Source organism: Candidatus Syntrophosphaera sp. (genome assembly GCA_019429425.1).
In the GTDB taxonomy this organism is placed as follows: domain Bacteria; phylum Cloacimonadota; class Cloacimonadia; order Cloacimonadales; family Cloacimonadaceae; genus Syntrophosphaera.
In genome coordinates this window covers 1-16,970 of record JAHYIU010000011.1, presented here as the reverse complement: position 1 = coordinate 16,970, position 16,970 = coordinate 1, and the positions used below count along the sequence as shown (strand labels likewise).

Sequence of the window (16,970 nt, the reverse complement as noted above, 5' to 3'; positions counted from 1 at the left end):
CCGATTTTCCGCTGGCAAAAAGTGCGGGAGGGCTTGCTGAGGCCGTGGCCCAAAAAAAAACTTGCCTGATATGGACAGGTTCAAAATGTGGGACACAAAAAAAAATTCCAGACTCGCAAGAGACCAAGGGAGCGTTAATGAAGCTAAAAACCTTCCCCGGGGGTGTCCATCCCCATGACTACAAGCATTTTTCCGCCTCGGCCGGGATCGAGCCGGCGCCTCTGCCCCCGCGGGTGGTGATCCCCCTTTCCCAGCATATCGGAGGGCCTTCCAGCCCTGTCGTCAAGGTTGGCGATGAGGTGAAAACCGGCCAGCTGATCGCCGAGGCCGCGGGGTTCGTATCCATTCCCCAGCACGCCAGCATCAGCGGCAAGGTCACCAAAATCGATATCTTCCCCCATCCCGCGGGAGCGATGATGAAAGCGATCGAGATCACCGGCGACGGACTGGACAGCTGGGTGGAAATGACTGACAATCCTGGTTTTCTGGAACTTCCCGCCGCCGAGATGAAGCAGCGGATCGCCGACGCGGGCATCTGCGGCATGGGCGGGGCCGGATTTCCCACCTTCGTGAAGCTTTCCCCGCCCGAGGACAAACCGATCAACACGGTGATCCTCAATGGGGTGGAATGCGAGCCCTATCTGACCTCGGATTACCGGCTGATGCTGGAAAAGCCGGAGGAGATCATCAGCGGCCTGAAGATCCTGATGAAGGTTTTGGGCGCGACCCAAGGCAGCATCGGCATCGAGGCGAACAAGCCCGACGCCATCGAACTGCTGGGCAAGCTGCTCGCCGGGGAAAGCAAGATCAACGTTGTGCCCCTGAAACTGCAATATCCCCAGGGCGCGGAAAAGCAGCTCATCTACGCCGCTACGAAGCGCAAGGTTCCGGCCGGCGGATTGCCCATGGCTGTGGGCGTGGTGGTGCAAAACGTGGGTACCGCCCGCGCGATCTATGAGGCCGTCCGCTATAAGAAGCCCCTGGTGGAAAGGGTCATCTCCATCACCGGCAGCATCGTCAAAAACCCCAAGAACCTCATGGCGCGGATCGGCACACCCCTGGCCGATTTGGTGGAATTTTGCGGCGGCACCACCGCGGAAATCGGCAAGGCGATCTCCGGCGGCCCGATGATGGGCTTTGCCCTGCCCGGCCTGGAAGCCCCGATGGGCAAGGGAAGCAGCGGCTTGGTGCTGATGGGCCAAAAGGAAGCCGGCGAGATCGAGGAACGGAATTGCCTGCGCTGCGCCCGCTGCGTGGACGTCTGCCCAATGAACCTGCTGCCCAGCCTGATCGCCCAGGCGGTGAAAGGCGCGGACCTGGACCTGGCCGTCCAAAGCGGGCTCGAAGACTGCATGAAATGCGGAAGCTGCGCCTATGTCTGCCCCGCGCACATCAGATTGGTGCAATGGATCGACACCGGCAAGATCCGCCAGGCCGAACGCCTGCGGGCCAGGAAATAGAGGTTTGACGATGAAAGATAGATACACTGTCTCCCCCGCGCCCCATCTGCACGACCGCACCAGCATCCCGAACGTGATGTGGAACGTGGTGCTCGCGCTGCTCCCGGCGCTGCTGTTTTCCGTTTATTACTGGGGCTTCCGCACCCTCTGGCTCACCCTGATCGGGGTCGCCGCCGCGGTGCTCACCGAAGCTTTGATCCAGAAACTGCGCAAGGTGCCGGTCACTGTTTATGACGGTTCCGCCGTCCTCACCGGCATGCTGCTCACCTACAACATCTCCGCCGGCTCGCCCTGGTGGCTGCCCGTCATGGGCTCCGTTTTCGCCATCGCCGTGGGCAAACAGGTCTTTGGCGGGCTGGGCAACAATCCCGTGAATCCCGCCCTCCTGGGCCGGGCTTTCCTGCTGGCTTCCTGGCCCTCGCTGATGACGGGGAACTGCTGGGTGCCAACGCTCAAGCGCGGCCTGAATGAAGCCTCCATCAACGGGATCACGAATCTGAACCTGATCCATCCCAACCTGCAGGCACTTTCCACCAAGGCCTACGACCTGGTGACCGGCTCCACGCCCCTGAAAGTGGCCCAGACCCTGCGTGACACCAGCTTTGTGAACACCATGACCAGCGATCCCGCCCTCAATTCCGACCTCGGCAACAAGATCTTCAACAGCCTCTTCGACCTGGGCACGCTCAAATCGCTGTTCTGGGGCAATATCGGCGGCTGCATCGGCGAGGTTTCCGCTTTCGCGCTCCTTTTGGGCGCTCTCTACCTGCTCTGGAAGAACATCATCGAATGGCGCATCCCGCTGTTCTACATTGGAACGGTGTTTATCCTCACCTTCCTGTTCGGGAGTATCCCGGGAACTGGCTATTCGGTCATGCTGCCCTTCTTCCATATCTTCTCAGGCGGTTTGATGCTGGGGGCCTTTTTCATGGCCACGGACTACACGACCAGCCCGCTGACCAAGAACGGCAGGATCGTCTTTGCCATCGGCTGCGGAGTGCTCACTGTGGTGATCCGCCTGGTGGGAGGCTATCCGGAAGGCGTTTCCTATTCGATCCTGTTCATGAACGTGATGACGCCCCTGATCGACAAGATAACCATGCCAAAAGCTTTCGGGAAGGTGAAGAAATGAGATACTACCTCAAACTCGGCCTCATCCTTTTGCTCTTTTGCGCCGTTGCAACCGGCATCCTGGCCTATGTGAATTCCATCACCAGGCCCAGGATCGACCAGCTCAAGGCGAAACAGGAAATGGAGGCCCGCCAGTTCTTGATCCCCGGCGCGGAATTCGACCGGGTGGCCGCTTACGTCGCCGACGCGGATTCCCTGGTCTATTTCATCGCCCGCAATCCGGAGACCAACCAGATCAAAGGCTATACCTTCACGGCCGCCAAAGCCGGCTACAGCAGCACGGTGAAGACCATGGCCGCCGTGGACAATGATTTTAACGTGATCAACATCCAGATCGTGGAACAAGCCGAAACCCCCGGGCTGGGCGCGAACTGCACCAAACCGGAATTCACCGGCAAATTCAAAGGCCTGGCAATTGACCAGGTCCTGGTGGACAAAGACGGCGGCGGGATCGCTTCCCTGACGGGCGCGACGATCACCTCGCGGGCCATCGCCAGTTCGCTTAAGGAACAGATCCTCGCTGTGCAAAAGGACGTCGAGGCCAAACTGGCAGAAAGGGAGGTTATACGATGAAATTCATGGCTCAACTCACCAAAGGCATCATCAAGGAAAACCCGATCTTCGTGATCGTTTTGGGATTGTGCCCCACCCTGGCCGTCTCGACCTCCGTGAACAACGCCATCGGCATGGGCGCCGCGGCCACCTTCGTGCTTGTCTGCTCCAACCTCATCATCTCCCTGATCAAGAACGTGACCCCGGCCAAGATCCGCATCCCGGTCTACATCGTGGTGATCGCCTCCTTCGTGACCATCGTGGACATGATGATGGCCGCCTACGTGCCGGACCTGCATAGATCGCTGGGCCTGTTCATCCCGCTGATCGTGGTGAACTGCATCATCCTGGGCCGGGCGGAGGCTTTTGCCAGCAAAAACAACGTGCTCAATTCCCTGGCCGACGGGATCGGCATGGGGCTGGGCTTCACCCTGGCGCTGGTGGTGGTTGCAACTTTCCGCGAGATCCTGGGCAACGGCACCTGGCTGAACATCAGGGTCATGCCCAATGCCTACGATCCGATGCTGATGGCCATTCTGGCGCCCGGCGCTTTCATCACGCTGGGCTTTCTGATGGCCGCCATGAACATGCTGAAGGAGAAGAAATAATGGGTACCCTCGGACAAATCTTCGTGCTGGCGATAACCGCCATCTTCATCCAAAACTTCGTTCTGGCAAGGTTTTTGGGCCTCTGCCCCTACCTGGGTGTCTCCAAAAAGCTGGATTCCGCCTTTGGCATGGGCATGGCCGTGATCTTCGTGATGACCCTGGCCTCGGCGATCACTTTCCTGATCTACAAATATCTGCTCCTTCCTTATAATATAGAGTATCTGCGCACCCTGGCCTTCATCCTCACCATCGCCTCTCTGGTGCAGTTTGTGGAAATGGTGATCCAAAAGAACGCCCCGGCCCTGTATCGCTCGCTGGGAGTGTATCTGCCCCTGATCACCACCAATTGCGCCGTTCTGGGCGTGGCCATCCTCAACGTGACGCCCCTGGCCGACGGATCGAGCTACAACTTCCTCTTTGCCATCCTCAACGGCTTCTTCTCCGGGGTGGGCTTCACCCTGGTGCTGCTGGCCATGGCGGGGATCCGCGAGCGCCTGGAACTGGTGGATATGCCCAAAAGCATGCGCGGCATGCCCAGCGGGTTGATCCTCGCGGGGATCATGGCTTTGGCGTTTTACGGCTTCATGGGCCTGAAGATCTAAAGGGAGGGTGAGATGACTTTTGCTTTGATATCCCTTCCCCTCGCGGCTGGAATCGTCTCCCAGATCGGGCTTCCGGTGATCATCGTCGGCGCGATGGGCCTGGTCTTTGGATTGATCCTGGCCTTCGCCTCCAAGATCTTTGAAGTGCAGGTCGATCCGAGAGTGGAACAGATCATCGCCGCCCTGCCCGGAGCCAACTGCGGAGGCTGCGCCAAAGCAGGCTGCGCGGGCTACGCGGACGCGATCGTCCACGAGGGTTTGGAGATCAACCTCTGCGCCCCGGGCGGAGCAGCCGCCGCGGCAGCCATAGCCAGGATCATGGGCATGGAGGCCGGATCCGCCATCCCCAAGATCGCCGTGATCCATTGCTCCTCAGGCGGCTACGAGAACACCAACCGGAGATACGCCTACCGCGGCATTGAAAGCTGCAAATCGGCCGTGAACATCGCCGGAGGGCCCAACGCCTGCGCCTGGGGCTGCGTGGGCTACAACGACTGCCTCAGGGCCTGCAAGTTCGACGCGATCTCCATCGATGCCAGTGGAATGCGCGTCATCGACCCCGAAAAATGCACCGGCTGCGGCGCTTGCGTCAAAGCCTGCCCCCGCGGCCTCATCGACCTCGTGCCGGTCAACCGCAACGTGCACATCAACTGCTCCTCCCAGGATAAAGGCCCGCTGGCCAAACAATTATGCGGCAGCGGCCATCCCTGTATCGGCTGCGGGATCTGCTCCAAGAAATGCCCGGTCCAGGCCATCACCATCGAAAACAACCTGGCCCGGATCGATTACTCCGTCTGCATCAACTGCGGCCTCTGCGCCACGGTTTGCCCCACAGGGGCGATCCTCGACCTGCTCTGCTGCGCCCGGAAAAAAGCCGGGATCATCGACGAACTCTGCATCGGCTGCACCATCTGCGCCAAAAACTGCCCCGTGCAGGCCATTACAGGGGAAGTGAAGCAGCTGCACAAGATCGACCGGGATAAATGCGTCGGCTGCGAGATCTGCGTGCAGAAATGCCCCAAGCAGGCGATCAGGATGGTTGACTGACCCTCTGCTGCCAATTATTGTTACCAGATGGGACGGCCCGCGCCGTCCCTTTTGTTATCATTGCCCCTGAATCGTTCCCTGGATATCCTGGTTACCCGCATTTCCCTTGCTTTTCCGCCCTTATCTCCGGCTCACCCGCCTCTTGCCCGCCTCCCGTTAACCACCCGCCGGCTTGGCGGGTACTCGGCGGGAGATAAGTGAGTGGCGGGTGAGCCAGAAAAAAGGGGGAAAAAGGCAACCTTGAAAAACAGCAGCCCTGTCGCTCAGAACTGGTTTTTCAAATTTACAATTGACATAATCCGCGCATCCAGAAAAGTGATAAAAATCATACTTTCGGCATAAGCTGTCAGCAAGGAGAGATAATGCCCTACATATCCAATACCGACGCGGAACGGCGCGAGATGCTCGGCCGGATCGGAGTGAGCTCGTTTGAAGAGCTGATCGCCTCGATCCCGGAAAAACTGCGCCTGAAACAGCCTCTGGCCCTGGATGAGCCGTTATCGGAGCTGGAGATCACCAGATTGATCAATGAACGGGTCTCCGGAAACTTCTGCGCGCAAAGCGCCAATTCCTTCCTCGGGGCCGGCGTCTATGACCATTTCATCCCCGCCGCCGTGGACACGATCGTTTCCCGCCCGGAATTTTTCACGGCCTACACCCCCTATCAGGCCGAGGTGAGCCAGGGCACTTTGCAATTCATCTATGAGTACCAGACCATGATCTGCGAGCTCACCGGAATGGAGATCGCCAACGCCTCGATGTATGACGGGGCTTCGGCCATCGCGGAAGCGATCCTCATGGCGGCGCGCAAAAACAAGCTGCTGAAGGCGATCCTCCCCGCCACCCTGCATCCCGAATACGTCAAAGTGATCAGCATCTACACCGAGGGGATCGGCGTGGAACTGCTCACCTGCCCTGCCAAAGACGGAGTTCTGGATATCGCAGCCCTCAGGGGCATGATGGATGAGAGCGTCGGCAGCGTGGTGGTGCAAACCCCCAATTTTTATGGCAATATCGAGCCCGTTCAGGCTCTGGACGGCATCGTTCATTCCAACCCCAAATGCCTGCTGATCGCGGCCGTGGATCCCATTTCCCTGGCGATACTCACTCCACCTGCTGTTTACGGGGCTGATATAGCCGTGGGCGAAGGCCAGGCCCTGGGAAACAGCATGTACATGGGCGGGCCGCTGTTCGGCTTTTTCGCCACCAAGCTGGACATGGCGCGCATGATGCCGGGCCGGATCGTCGGCGGAACTTTGGACAAAGAAGGAAAGCGGGCCTACGCTCTCACCCTCCAGGCCAGGGAACAACATATCCGGCGGGCCAAGGCGACCTCGAACATCTGTTCCAACCAGTCCCTCTGCACTCTGGCCGCCACGGTCTATCTGAGCCTGATGGGACGCGAATGTTTGGTGGAAGCGGCCACCCAGAGCGCCCAGAAAGCGCATTACCTGGCCTCGGAACTGGCCAAGGTCCCCGGCTGCGGGCTGGCCTACCCCTCCGCACCCTTTTTCAAGGAATTTGTCCTTAAAACCAAGCTCCCGGCGGAGCGGATCATTTCCGAAATGCTGGATCAATCCATCTATCCCGGAGTGGACCTGCAGCGCTTCGGGCATCAGAATGAACTGCTGATCGCGGTCACGGAAAAGAAGACCAAGGCCAGGATCGATGAATTCGTAGCGGCAATGCGGGAGTTGAACCATGAGTAAGACCATCTTTGAATACAGCGTCAAAGGCAGGCGGGGCGTGACCCTTCCGGCCCGCGAGATCGACACCCCCCTGGAAAGCCTCATCCCCGCGGAAAACCTCAGGCAGAAAAAAGCACGCCTGCCCGAAGTGAGCGAACTGGACGTCATGCGCCACTACATCGCGCTTTCCCACAAGAACCACTTCATCGAAAAGGGACTCTATCCCCTGGGCAGCTGCACCATGAAATACAATCCCAAGCTGCATGAATCCCTGATCCGCCATTCCGGCTTCAACAACCTCCATCCCTACCAGCCGGAAGGCACGCTGCAAGGGTCTTTGGAGATCCTTTACGAATTGCAGAGTGCTCTGGCGGAGATCTCCGGCATGAGCCAGGTGACGCTGCAGCCCGTGGCCGGCGCGCAGGGCGAATTTACTGGCATCAAGATCGTCGCCGCCTACCACAAGGCCAAAGGCAACCAGCACAAGACCAGGATCATCATCCCCGATTCAGCGCACGGCACCAATCCGGCCACCTGCTCCCTGGTCGGTTACGAGGTCGTGGAACTCAAATCCGACGCCCGCGGCCGCTGCGATATCCAGCACCTGAAAAGCCTGGTGGATGACCGCACCGCCGGATTCATGCTCACCAATCCCAACACCCTGGGCCTGTTCGAAGACCAGATCGAGGAGATCGCCTCCATCATCCACGCCGTGGACGGCCTCATCTACATGGACGGGGCGAACCTGAACGCCATCATGGGAATAGTCCAGCCCGGCAAGATCGGCTTCGACGTGATGCACTTCAATCTGCACAAGACCTTCACCACGCCTCATGGCGGCGGCGGGCCCGGCAGCGGGCCGGTCGGAGTGGTGGAAAAACTGGTCCCCTATCTGCCCGTGCCCCTCGTAGCCAAAGGCGGGGATGGCTATTTCCTGGATTACGCTCACGCAGCCAGCTCCATCGGCAAGGTGCACAGCTTCTACGGCAACTTCGCTGTCAACCTGCGCGCCTATGTCTACATCAAGATGCTGGGCCCGCAAGGGATCAGGCGCGTATCAGAAAACGCCGTGATCAATGCCAACTATCTGAAGGCCCTGCTCAAGGACTATTACCATATCCAATATCCGGAACATTGCATGCACGAGTTTGTGGCGGATGGCCAGTGGCAGAAAAAGGAATTTGGGATCAGCACCCTGGATATCGCCAAGCGGTTGCTGGACAAGGGCTTCCACGCGCCCACGATCTATTTTCCCCTGATCGTGCCGGAGGCGCTGATGGTGGAGCCCACCGAAACCGAAAGCAAAGAATCCCTGGATTCCTTTGCTGATGCCATGATCGGGATCGCGCGGGAATGCCGGGAAAATCCGGAACTGCTGCATGAAGCGCCGCTCACCACGCCGGTGCGCAGGGTGGATGACGTTCGCGCCGTAAAAGTGCTCGACCCCCTCTTTCCGCTCCCGGACTGATCCGGCGGAAAGCTTGAACCGATAAAGATTTAGGAGATACAATGAAAAAGACCCTGATACTCATCCTGTTGGGCTTGGGACTGGTTTCCCTGGGATTTTCCCAGGCAGCCAAGCTGGGCTATGTGAATACCGACCGCCTGCTTCTGGAAAGCAATGAAGCGGCCGAGATCTCGCGCCTGTTCAATCTGGACAAGCAAAACTGGACCAACCAGATCCGCCAGCTTGACGAACAGATCAAGCAGATGGAACGCAATTTCGAGATCGATAAACTCACCAAGACCGAGGCCGCCAAGCGCGAAGCCCAGTCCAAGATCGACGCCCGGAAGGCCGAGGCCGGCAGGATGCTGGAGGAATACTTCGGCGAAGGCGGAAGAGCGGAACAACGCTACCGCGAACTGATCGACCCCCTCACCCTCAAGATCCACAATCTGATCAAGAAGACCGCTGAGGACGAGAAATACACGATGATCTTCGACGTCAGTATGGGCACCGTCCTCTACGCCCTGCCTTCTCTGGACCTGACGGACCAGATCCTGCTTGAGCTCAACAAAGACACCGTGAGGCCCACCGACGACGATTTCAAGCCTGAGGAACAGCAGTTCCCCATTGGCGGAGAGACCAAACCCGAAGACATGTTCAGAGACGAGTTCAAACCCGACAAACCATGAAGAAATTCGCTCAGGCCCTCAAACCCGCGGAGATATTGGCGGTTTGCGGAGGGGAGTATCGCGGCAGTGAAGACCTCCTGCTGCAAAGCGTTGCCGATCCCGCCGAGGCCGATCCGGCCAGCATCATCTTCTGGGAGCAGGAAAAATATCTGGCCGTGGTTCAGAACTCATCCGCGGGCTTGATATTCTGCACTCCGGAAGGAGCTTCAAAGCTGCCTGGCCGCAATCTGATCCTGCATCCCAAGCCCTATTTCGGGTTGATGCGTCTGGTCAGTTGGTGGCTGGAAAAGTGTTCAGACAAGCCCCAGCCGGGCATCCATCCCTCCGCGGTGATGGATCCCTCGGCAGATGTGGGAGAAGGTGTCAGCCTGGGGGCCAACTCCGTAGTCGGCAGGAATTGCCGGATCGGCGCTGGCGTCTGTATCGGCGCCAATTGCGTGCTTGGGGATGATGTCACCATCGGCGCGGGAACCAGGCTCTACCCCAATGTTGTCGTATACCCAGAATGCGAGGTCGGCAGTGATACCATCATCCATAGCGGTGCGGTGATCGGGGCGGACGGCTTTGGCTTCATCCTCATGGACGGGATGCAGCACAAGATCCCCCAGATCGGCAACGTGCGGATTGGCAACAACGTGGAGATCGGCGCCAACACAGCCATCGACCGCGGCACGCTCAGCACCACGCTGGTGGGAGACGGCACCAAGATCGACAACCATGTCCAGATCGGCCATAATTGCCGCATTGGCAGGCACTGCATCCTCTGCGCCCATGTTGGCCTGGCTGGAAGCACGATTTTGGGCGATTACGTTTATCTCGCCGGACAGGTGGGCGCGGCAGGACATCTGACCATCGGCGACAGGGCCATGATCGGAGCCCAGGCTGGCGTCACTTCAGACATCCCGGCGGACGGCCGTTACCTGGGATCTCCCGCCGTGGATGCCAACACCTTCAAACGCAACTTCGTCGCCCAGAAGCACCTGCCGGAGATATACAGGAATTTCATCAAACAGCAAAAAAACCACCCCGACAAGGACTGAGCCATGACAGAGTTTAAACATACGATCCGTTCAGAAGTATCCTACACCGGGATCGGACTCCATTCCGGCGAGATCTCCACGATCCGCTTCAAACCAGCCCAGAAGGACGAAGGCATTGTTTTCGTCCGGGTCGACCTGCCCGACAAACCGGAGATCCCCGCGGACATCGACCACGTGGTGGATATATCACGCGGGACCACGATCGGCCTCAAAAGCGCCACCGTGGGAACGATCGAGCACGTCCTTTCCGCCATCAAAGGCCTGGCGATCGACAACATCCGCATCGAGATCGACGGCCCGGAAGCTCCGGTGGCGGACGGCTCGCCAATCGTTTTCCTGAATCTTCTGCGCAAAGCCGGCCTGGTGCAGCAGGATTCCGAGCGGGTCTATTTCGAATTTGACGAAGCGATCAGTTTTTCAGCCGGGGAAGAGAACGTGGATATCGTGATCGTGCCCTCCAACGAACTGAAGGTCACCTTCATGATCGATTACAAGCATCCCTATCTGGGCACCCAATATACCTGGCTGCCAAGCATCAAGCACTTCGAAAAGGAATTCGCCGGTGCCCGCACCTTCTGTTTCATCAACGAGATCCTGCAGCTCAAGGAAATGGGCCTGATCAAAGGCGGTTCGCTGGAAAACGCCCTCGTGATCGCGGAGCCGGACATGACCGACGCCGAACTGAAGCACTTGCAGGACGTTTTTGGCTACCATGAACCGGTCACCGTCTCCCCGGAAGGGATCCTGAACAACCATCCCCTGCGCTATCACAATGAATTCGTGCGCCACAAGGTGGTTGATCTCCTGGGCGATATCGCCCTGCTGGGAATGCCCATCCGGGGCCACATCCTGGCTGCCCGCAGCGGCCACAAGACCAATGTGGAACTGGTGAAAAAGCTGCGCAAGATCCAGCTCAAGCAGGAGCTTAAGAAGCAATACCAAAAAACCGACGCCAAGGACGTGGTGTTCGACATCAATGCCATCATGCGCATCATACCCCATCGCTATCCCTTCCTGCTGGTGGATAAGATCATCGACCTCAAACCCTCTGAATCCATCATCGGCATCAAGAACGTCACCATCAACGAACCCTTCTTCCAGGGCCATTTCCCCGGCCATCCGATCATGCCCGGAGTGCTCATCATCGAAGGAATGGCGCAGACAGGAGGCATTATCTTGCTCAATCAACTCGCTGACCCGTCCCAATATGTGGCCTATTTCGCCTCCATCGACAACGTCAAGTTCCGCAAACCCGTTCTGCCCGGCGATACTTTGCGCTACGAGATGAAAGTGATCTCGCTGAAGAAGACGATCTCAAAAATGCACGGCGAAGCCTTTGTCGGCTCGGAAAAGGTGGCCGAAGGCGATTTCATGGCCATGCTCCAGGAGAAGAACAAATGACCCGCATCCACCCCACCGCGATCATCGAGGCAGGGGCCGTCATCGGCGATGATTGCGTCATCGGACCCTATTGCCAGATCGGCCCAGAAGTCATACTGGGAGCCCGAAACACCCTTGTCTCCAACGTCATCGTCTCCGGCCAGACCCAGATCGGCCTCGACAACAGGTTTTTCGCCTATGCCGTGATCGGCACCGAACCCCAGGACCTGAAATTCACAGGCGAACTCACCGGCCTGCGCATCGGCAGCAGAAACACCATCCGGGAGTTCGTGACCATCAACCGCTCCAACCAGGCCGCGGAAGACACCGTCGTTGGGGATAACAACCTCCTGATGGAATACGTCCACGTGGCCCACAATTGCCAAATCGGCTCGTTTTGTGTGATCGCCAACACGGTCCAAATGGCGGGCCATCTGGTGATCTCAGACCACGTAACGATCGGAGGCGCTACTGCCATCCACCAGTTTGTGCATATTGGGACGCACGCCTTTGTGGGAGGGGCATCCGCGATCAAAAAAGATATCGCCCCCTACACCCGCGGCCAGGGAAATCCCTATAAAACGGTCGGCCTGAACAGCGTGGGATTGATGCGCAAAGGCTTTTCCAACGAATCCATCGCCGCCATCAAGAGGATCTACAACCTCTTTTACCGAGAGGGATTGAACACCTCCCAGGCCCTGGAAGCCGTGGACTCGCTGGGAGAACTGACCCCGGAGCAAAAGGTGTTTGCCGATTTCGTCCGCAACGCGGAGCGGGGCCTATCCACCTGATCGCGGCACAGGTTTCGCTTGGTGCAGGATGGAAGATGGATGCGATCCATAAAAACTTATCCCGTTCGGACCGCAGCCCTTTTTGCATTGACAAAAAACCGGCAGCCGCGAGTTTTGCCTAAACTATCAACTGGAGTATCGTTATGGAAGATCGGACATGGGAATACGCTAGTGTGTTCATTATGTCCTGGTTGCTCGTGTACAGTCTGACGCCGTTCATCATCAGGATGGCGCGCGCGCTGAACTTCGTGGATAAGCCGGAAGCGCGGAAGATCCACCTGAGCAGCACTCCCCTGCTGGGTGGGCTGAGCGTCTTCATCGGTTTCATCCTGCTTTGCCTCTACGACGTTACGATATCTCCAGCCCGCTATTTCGACACAGCCATGATCGGCTATCTGCTGGGGACAGTGATCATCGTCTGCCTCGGCCTGCTCGACGACCTCAGGGGCATGAATCCCGCCGTTAAGCTGCTGGGCCAGTTGACGGTCAGCCTGGTCTTCATCCTGAGCAATTTCCAGCTTCCGGAATTGCAGGACATGTTTGGATCGGTCTATGTTTCCCTGCCCATCATGGTGCTCTGGATGGTGGGCCTGATGAACGCCCTGAACTTCCTGGACAACATGGACGGCATCATCAGCGGCATGGCCGGGATCCTGGGTTTGGGCTTCTTCGCTTTCAGCCTCACCAATACCACCAGTTCCAACGGCAGCGAGATGGCCTTCATCGGCTTGATCTCATTGAGCTTCGCGGGCTCCACCTTTGGTTTCCTGCCTTACAATTTCAATCCCGCCAAGATCTTCCTGGGCGATGCCGGATCGATGTTCATCGGTTATTTCCTCTCCTCGATGGGGATCCTGATGGCGCGTTACGCTGTCCTGACCAGGGAAGACAACATGTTTTACCTGTTGCCTGTGCTCCTGCTCAGCTACGCCATCTTCGACATCTCGCTGGTGAGCTATACCCGCAAACGGGACGGACGGCACGTGATGCAGGGCGGCAGGGATCATTCCACCCATCGCATAAACACCGCCCTCGGTTCCATAAAGATCACTGCCCTGATAGTTTACGCGATCAACATCCTGATCGTGCTGACCACCATCATCATCTTCATCACCGGCAACAGGATCCTGCTGCTGGCCACGACCCTGATGTTCGCGATCTTCTTTCTGGTCATGGGCAGCAAGCTGGACCAGATCCCCATCGTGGTGCCGCATAACCAGCAGAAAAAAAACAAGGTTGGGCAATGAGATTCATCCTTCTGGGAACAGGTTCCGGATTGCCGGAACAGGGCAGCCATCTGAGCAGCCTGTATGTGAACAGCGAAGGCAAGCACCTGCTGTTCGATTGCGGCGAGGGAACCTCATGGCAGTTGCTCAGGCACGGCCTGGCCGGAGATGTTTTGGACGCTATATTCATCAGCCATTATCATCCCGACCATGTGTCCGGATTGTTCATGGTTTTGCAGATGCTCTACCTGCAGAAAAGGCAGAAACCGCTCCAGCTCTTTCTTCCCGAGCGACCGGGCGGGATGATGGAAACCTTCCAGTTTTTCTACACCTTTCCCCAACGCTTCCCTTTCCCGCTGCAGATCCTGGATTGCCGCGAAGCCGAGCTCCATCATGATGACGTGACCATCGCTCTGACAGACCATTTGCGCGGCTATGAAGAATTCATCGCGGCCAGTCAGCTCGCCAACCAGATGAATTCCTACGCCTTCCGGATCAGTTCTCCCGCTGGAGATCTGGCCTATACATCAGACATCGCCACCACAGACTGCATCCAGCTATTCCTGAGGGACTGCCACACGGTGATCGTCGACGCATTGCATCCTGAGCCCGCGCAGATCTTCAAGCTGAGCTATGCCGGGATAACGCGCATCCTGCTCACGCATGGGATCTCGGAATCCCTGCAAGCCCAGCTGGCGGAAAATCCCCAGGAACTCATGCAGCCAGCCCTGGAAGACAATATCTACAGCATTCCCTGATGAAAAAAGCAAGAATAAAACTGGTTCTCATTCTGATCGTGGCCCTGGCCCAGGGCGCCTGCGAGATCAATAAACTCAGAAGTGCCGAAGACCACTATCGGAACAAACGCTACGCCGCGGCTATCGAGGAACTGGACGCCTATATCAGAACCGGCCGGAACGGCGCTCTCGTCACCCGCAGCGAGATGCTGCGCGCCCAATCCTACTATGAACTGGGCTTGATGGCGCTGCAACGGGAAAGCTGGGACCTGGCCATCCGCTTTCTCAAGCTCTCCAATTCCACCGAGGCCGACCAAGCCTTGGGCAACGTCTACAAGACACTGGCAGACAAGGCTTTGAAAGAAAAAAACCAACGCCTGTCCCTGGAATATGTGAATGCCATCATCAGGGAGATCCCCGGTTCGGTGCTCAGAGCTGAGATGCTGCACCGGAGGATAGGCTTCAGGCTGGACACCTTCATCGACCACGAGGCGGCCTGGCAGGATTACATGGCCCTCTTTGACGGGTATCCCAACAATGTCTGGGAGGTCGCGGCCCGCAAACTGGTCATGCGCATCGTGCCCGCCAAGGTGGAATACGCCCGCCAGCTCTATACCACGGGCTACTACAGCGAAGGACTGCGCATCCTCTTTGAGCTGGGAAAATACCCTGTCGTGGAAGGGGAGACCAACAACAGGATGATCAGCGAAGCCTACATCAACCAGGCGGAGAGTTTCCTGAAGGGCGAAAATTACCTCGAGGCGGACAGGTTCTTCCGCATTGCCGTGCAATACGACCCCTCCAAACGGGACGAGGTCAACCGGCGCCTGGAACAGGTGGCATCCCTGTTCATCCAGCGGGGCAACGAACTCGCCGCCCAGCGTGATTTTGAGAACGCGCTCCTCCACTACCAGAAAACATTCGACATCATCCCGGAATACAGCCTGGCGACCCAGGCCATATCACGTTTGAACGCCACCAGGGCAAACATCGCCCGGGCCGCCGAGATCTATCGGGAAGCCGAAAAGGCGGAAACCTCCGGCAAATTCTCCGAAGCCCTGGACCTCTATCAACAGGCCAGCAACCTTGACAACGTTCAGCAATACCGTAACAAGGTCTTCCAGATGCAAAACCTCGTGCAGGCCCAGGCCAATCCAGTGGCCTTCGCCCAACGCATCGTCAACGAATATCGCGGCGGTTTGCTGAACACCCGCATCCAACAGCATAAAAATGAATTGCTCAGGATCCACAATCCCAATGAGATCCGCGATTCGGGCTGGAAGATCATGATGTCCGCCGGCCAATACAAGTATGAAGCCCGCTACGACCTGGTCACTCCCACACTTTCCCATTATTTCCTTTGGCAGGTCAATCTCCGCGACCGGGTCATACTGCCTCTGAACAAGCTTTCCGAAAATGTGATGAGGTAACCATGCCCAGAATCATCCCGCTCCTCCTTTTCCTCCTGATCAGCTTTGGCCTTGCCGCCCAGATCCAGTTTGACATCCAGGCCTTTTCCGACAGCACCAAATACGGCTGGCAGGATTGGCGCGACCGCAGCGCATACAGGGAAGAGCTTCTGGACCGCCAGCAGCTTCTCCACATGTATGAGATCGAGTCCAGCCCGATTCGCACCACCATCCTCAAATCAGTGATGGTACCCGGTTTTGGCCAGATCTCCAGCAAGGCCGGGACCAAAGGCACGGTCATCCTGAGCAGCGAATTGCTGGCCTTGGGCGCATCGCTCTATTTTTGGGACCGCAGCCGCTTCTATTATAATAAGTACCTGGACGCCACCCAGGTGGACGAGATCCAGGAATACTACAGCGCGGCGCAGAATCCACGCCAGTACTCCATGCTCTTCCTTGGCCTGGGCGCGGTGATCTGGGCCTACAACATCTTCGACGTGATCCTCACCACCGATGAATACAACGCCCAGGTCTGGCAGGAAATTGTGGATAAATATGGGAAAAAGACCCTCACCATGGGCCCGGACGGCTTGCAGCTCAAGTTTTAGGGATCGATAATGAAGATACCGCTACTGTCACTATTACTCATCTTGGCGCTGCTTGTGGGCTGCGGATTGAAAAGAAACAATCCCCTCGATCCCTTGGGAAATCCCGATATCGAAGTGCCAAAAACCGTCACCAACCTGGCCTACAACACTTCTCCGGCTGGGGCTCCCCAAAAATACGTCTATCTGCAATGGAGCTGGGACCCGCCCATCAGCGACCTGCCCTACGGCTTCAAGGTCTATCGCAGCAACGCCTATTTTTCCAAGTATGAGGTGGTGGGCGAGGTGACCACCACGTCTTTCAACCACGTGGAAGACGTTAGGCAGGGTGACTATTGGTACAGGGTGGCGGCCTACATAAGCTATGCCGATGGGGATCTGGAAGGCAGGGCTTGCGATCCCATCTTCGTCAGGGTCCTGCCCTAAGCCAGTTTGTAATGCACCCAGATTTTCGCAAAGAGCTGAATGACCAACAGTTCAGGGTGGTAACCGAAACTGAGGGCCCCCTGCTGGTCCTGGCCGGAGCCGGAAGCGGAACGACCCGTTCGATAATCTACC

General features: G+C 57.6%; 17 protein-coding genes. All 17 read left to right on the top strand.

What is annotated here, in order from left to right:
• Window positions 1–137 precede the first annotated feature (137 nt).
• Window positions 138–1,460 (top strand): electron transport complex subunit RsxC, encoded by a 1,323-nt coding sequence (gene rsxC / locus K0B87_02265; protein MBW6513561.1) that lies wholly within the window; start codon window positions 138–140, stop codon window positions 1,458–1,460.
• Window positions 1,461–1,470: 10 nt separating this feature from the next.
• On the top strand, window positions 1,471–2,592 hold the full coding sequence (locus tag K0B87_02260) for an RnfABCDGE type electron transport complex subunit D (GenBank protein ID MBW6513560.1): 1,122 nt from the start codon (window positions 1,471–1,473) through the stop codon (window positions 2,590–2,592).
• Window positions 2,589–3,164, top strand: a complete 576-nt coding sequence (locus tag K0B87_02255; GenBank protein ID MBW6513559.1) for an RnfABCDGE type electron transport complex subunit G — start codon at window positions 2,589–2,591, stop codon at window positions 3,162–3,164. The genes K0B87_02260 and K0B87_02255 overlap by 4 nt, the downstream gene beginning before the upstream one ends.
• The gene (locus K0B87_02250; GenBank protein ID MBW6513558.1) at window positions 3,161–3,751 is read left to right on the top strand and encodes an electron transport complex subunit E; all 591 of its coding nucleotides are present in this window, start codon (window positions 3,161–3,163) and stop codon (window positions 3,749–3,751) included. The genes K0B87_02255 and K0B87_02250 overlap by 4 nt, the downstream gene beginning before the upstream one ends.
• Window positions 3,751–4,353 (top strand): RnfABCDGE type electron transport complex subunit A, encoded by a 603-nt coding sequence (locus K0B87_02245; protein ID MBW6513557.1) that lies wholly within the window; start codon window positions 3,751–3,753, stop codon window positions 4,351–4,353. The genes K0B87_02250 and K0B87_02245 overlap by 1 nt, the downstream gene beginning before the upstream one ends.
• 12 nt (window positions 4,354–4,365) lie before the next feature.
• Window positions 4,366–5,400 (top strand): RnfABCDGE type electron transport complex subunit B, encoded by a 1,035-nt coding sequence (locus tag K0B87_02240; protein MBW6513556.1) that lies wholly within the window; start codon window positions 4,366–4,368, stop codon window positions 5,398–5,400.
• Window positions 5,401–5,762: 362 nt separating this feature from the next.
• A complete protein-coding gene (gcvPA, locus tag K0B87_02235) occupies window positions 5,763–7,109 on the top strand; it encodes an aminomethyl-transferring glycine dehydrogenase subunit GcvPA (GenBank protein MBW6513555.1) in 1,347 nt (448 codons plus the stop codon).
• On the top strand, window positions 7,102–8,556 hold the full coding sequence (gene gcvPB, locus K0B87_02230) for an aminomethyl-transferring glycine dehydrogenase subunit GcvPB (protein ID MBW6513554.1): 1,455 nt from the start codon (window positions 7,102–7,104) through the stop codon (window positions 8,554–8,556). The genes gcvPA and gcvPB overlap by 8 nt, the downstream gene beginning before the upstream one ends.
• A gap of 41 nt (window positions 8,557–8,597) precedes the next feature.
• Window positions 8,598–9,224: an OmpH family outer membrane protein gene (locus K0B87_02225; protein ID MBW6513553.1), complete on the top strand. Its 627-nt coding sequence runs from the start codon at window positions 8,598–8,600 to the stop codon at window positions 9,222–9,224.
• On the top strand, window positions 9,221–10,264 hold the full coding sequence (gene lpxD / locus K0B87_02220; protein MBW6513552.1) for a UDP-3-O-(3-hydroxymyristoyl)glucosamine N-acyltransferase: 1,044 nt from the start codon (window positions 9,221–9,223) through the stop codon (window positions 10,262–10,264). The genes K0B87_02225 and lpxD overlap by 4 nt, the downstream gene beginning before the upstream one ends.
• 3 nt (window positions 10,265–10,267) lie before the next feature.
• The gene (locus tag K0B87_02215; protein ID MBW6513551.1) at window positions 10,268–11,665 is read left to right on the top strand and encodes a bifunctional UDP-3-O-[3-hydroxymyristoyl] N-acetylglucosamine deacetylase/3-hydroxyacyl-ACP dehydratase; all 1,398 of its coding nucleotides are present in this window, start codon (window positions 10,268–10,270) and stop codon (window positions 11,663–11,665) included.
• Window positions 11,662–12,435 carry an acyl-ACP--UDP-N-acetylglucosamine O-acyltransferase gene (gene lpxA / locus K0B87_02210; protein ID MBW6513550.1) on the top strand — a complete coding sequence of 258 codons (774 nt, stop codon included), beginning with the start codon at window positions 11,662–11,664 and terminating at the stop codon, window positions 12,433–12,435. The genes K0B87_02215 and lpxA overlap by 4 nt, the downstream gene beginning before the upstream one ends.
• A gap of 143 nt (window positions 12,436–12,578) precedes the next feature.
• Window positions 12,579–13,682, top strand: coding sequence for an undecaprenyl/decaprenyl-phosphate alpha-N-acetylglucosaminyl 1-phosphate transferase (locus K0B87_02205; protein ID MBW6513549.1), 1,104 nt, complete (start codon window positions 12,579–12,581; stop codon window positions 13,680–13,682).
• Complete coding sequence (locus K0B87_02200; protein MBW6513548.1) at window positions 13,679–14,419, top strand: ribonuclease Z; 741 nt, start codon at window positions 13,679–13,681, stop codon at window positions 14,417–14,419. Before K0B87_02205 ends, K0B87_02200 begins: the two co-directional genes overlap by 4 nt.
• Window positions 14,419–15,828 carry a hypothetical protein gene (locus K0B87_02195; protein MBW6513547.1) on the top strand — a complete coding sequence of 470 codons (1,410 nt, stop codon included), beginning with the start codon at window positions 14,419–14,421 and terminating at the stop codon, window positions 15,826–15,828. The genes K0B87_02200 and K0B87_02195 overlap by 1 nt, the downstream gene beginning before the upstream one ends.
• Window positions 15,829–15,830: 2 nt before the next feature.
• Window positions 15,831–16,415: a hypothetical protein gene (locus K0B87_02190; protein ID MBW6513546.1), complete on the top strand. Its 585-nt coding sequence runs from the start codon at window positions 15,831–15,833 to the stop codon at window positions 16,413–16,415.
• 9 nt (window positions 16,416–16,424) lie between these two features.
• Window positions 16,425–16,838 carry a hypothetical protein gene (locus K0B87_02185; GenBank protein ID MBW6513545.1) on the top strand — a complete coding sequence of 138 codons (414 nt, stop codon included), beginning with the start codon at window positions 16,425–16,427 and terminating at the stop codon, window positions 16,836–16,838.
• Window positions 16,839–16,970: the final 132 nt, after the last annotated feature.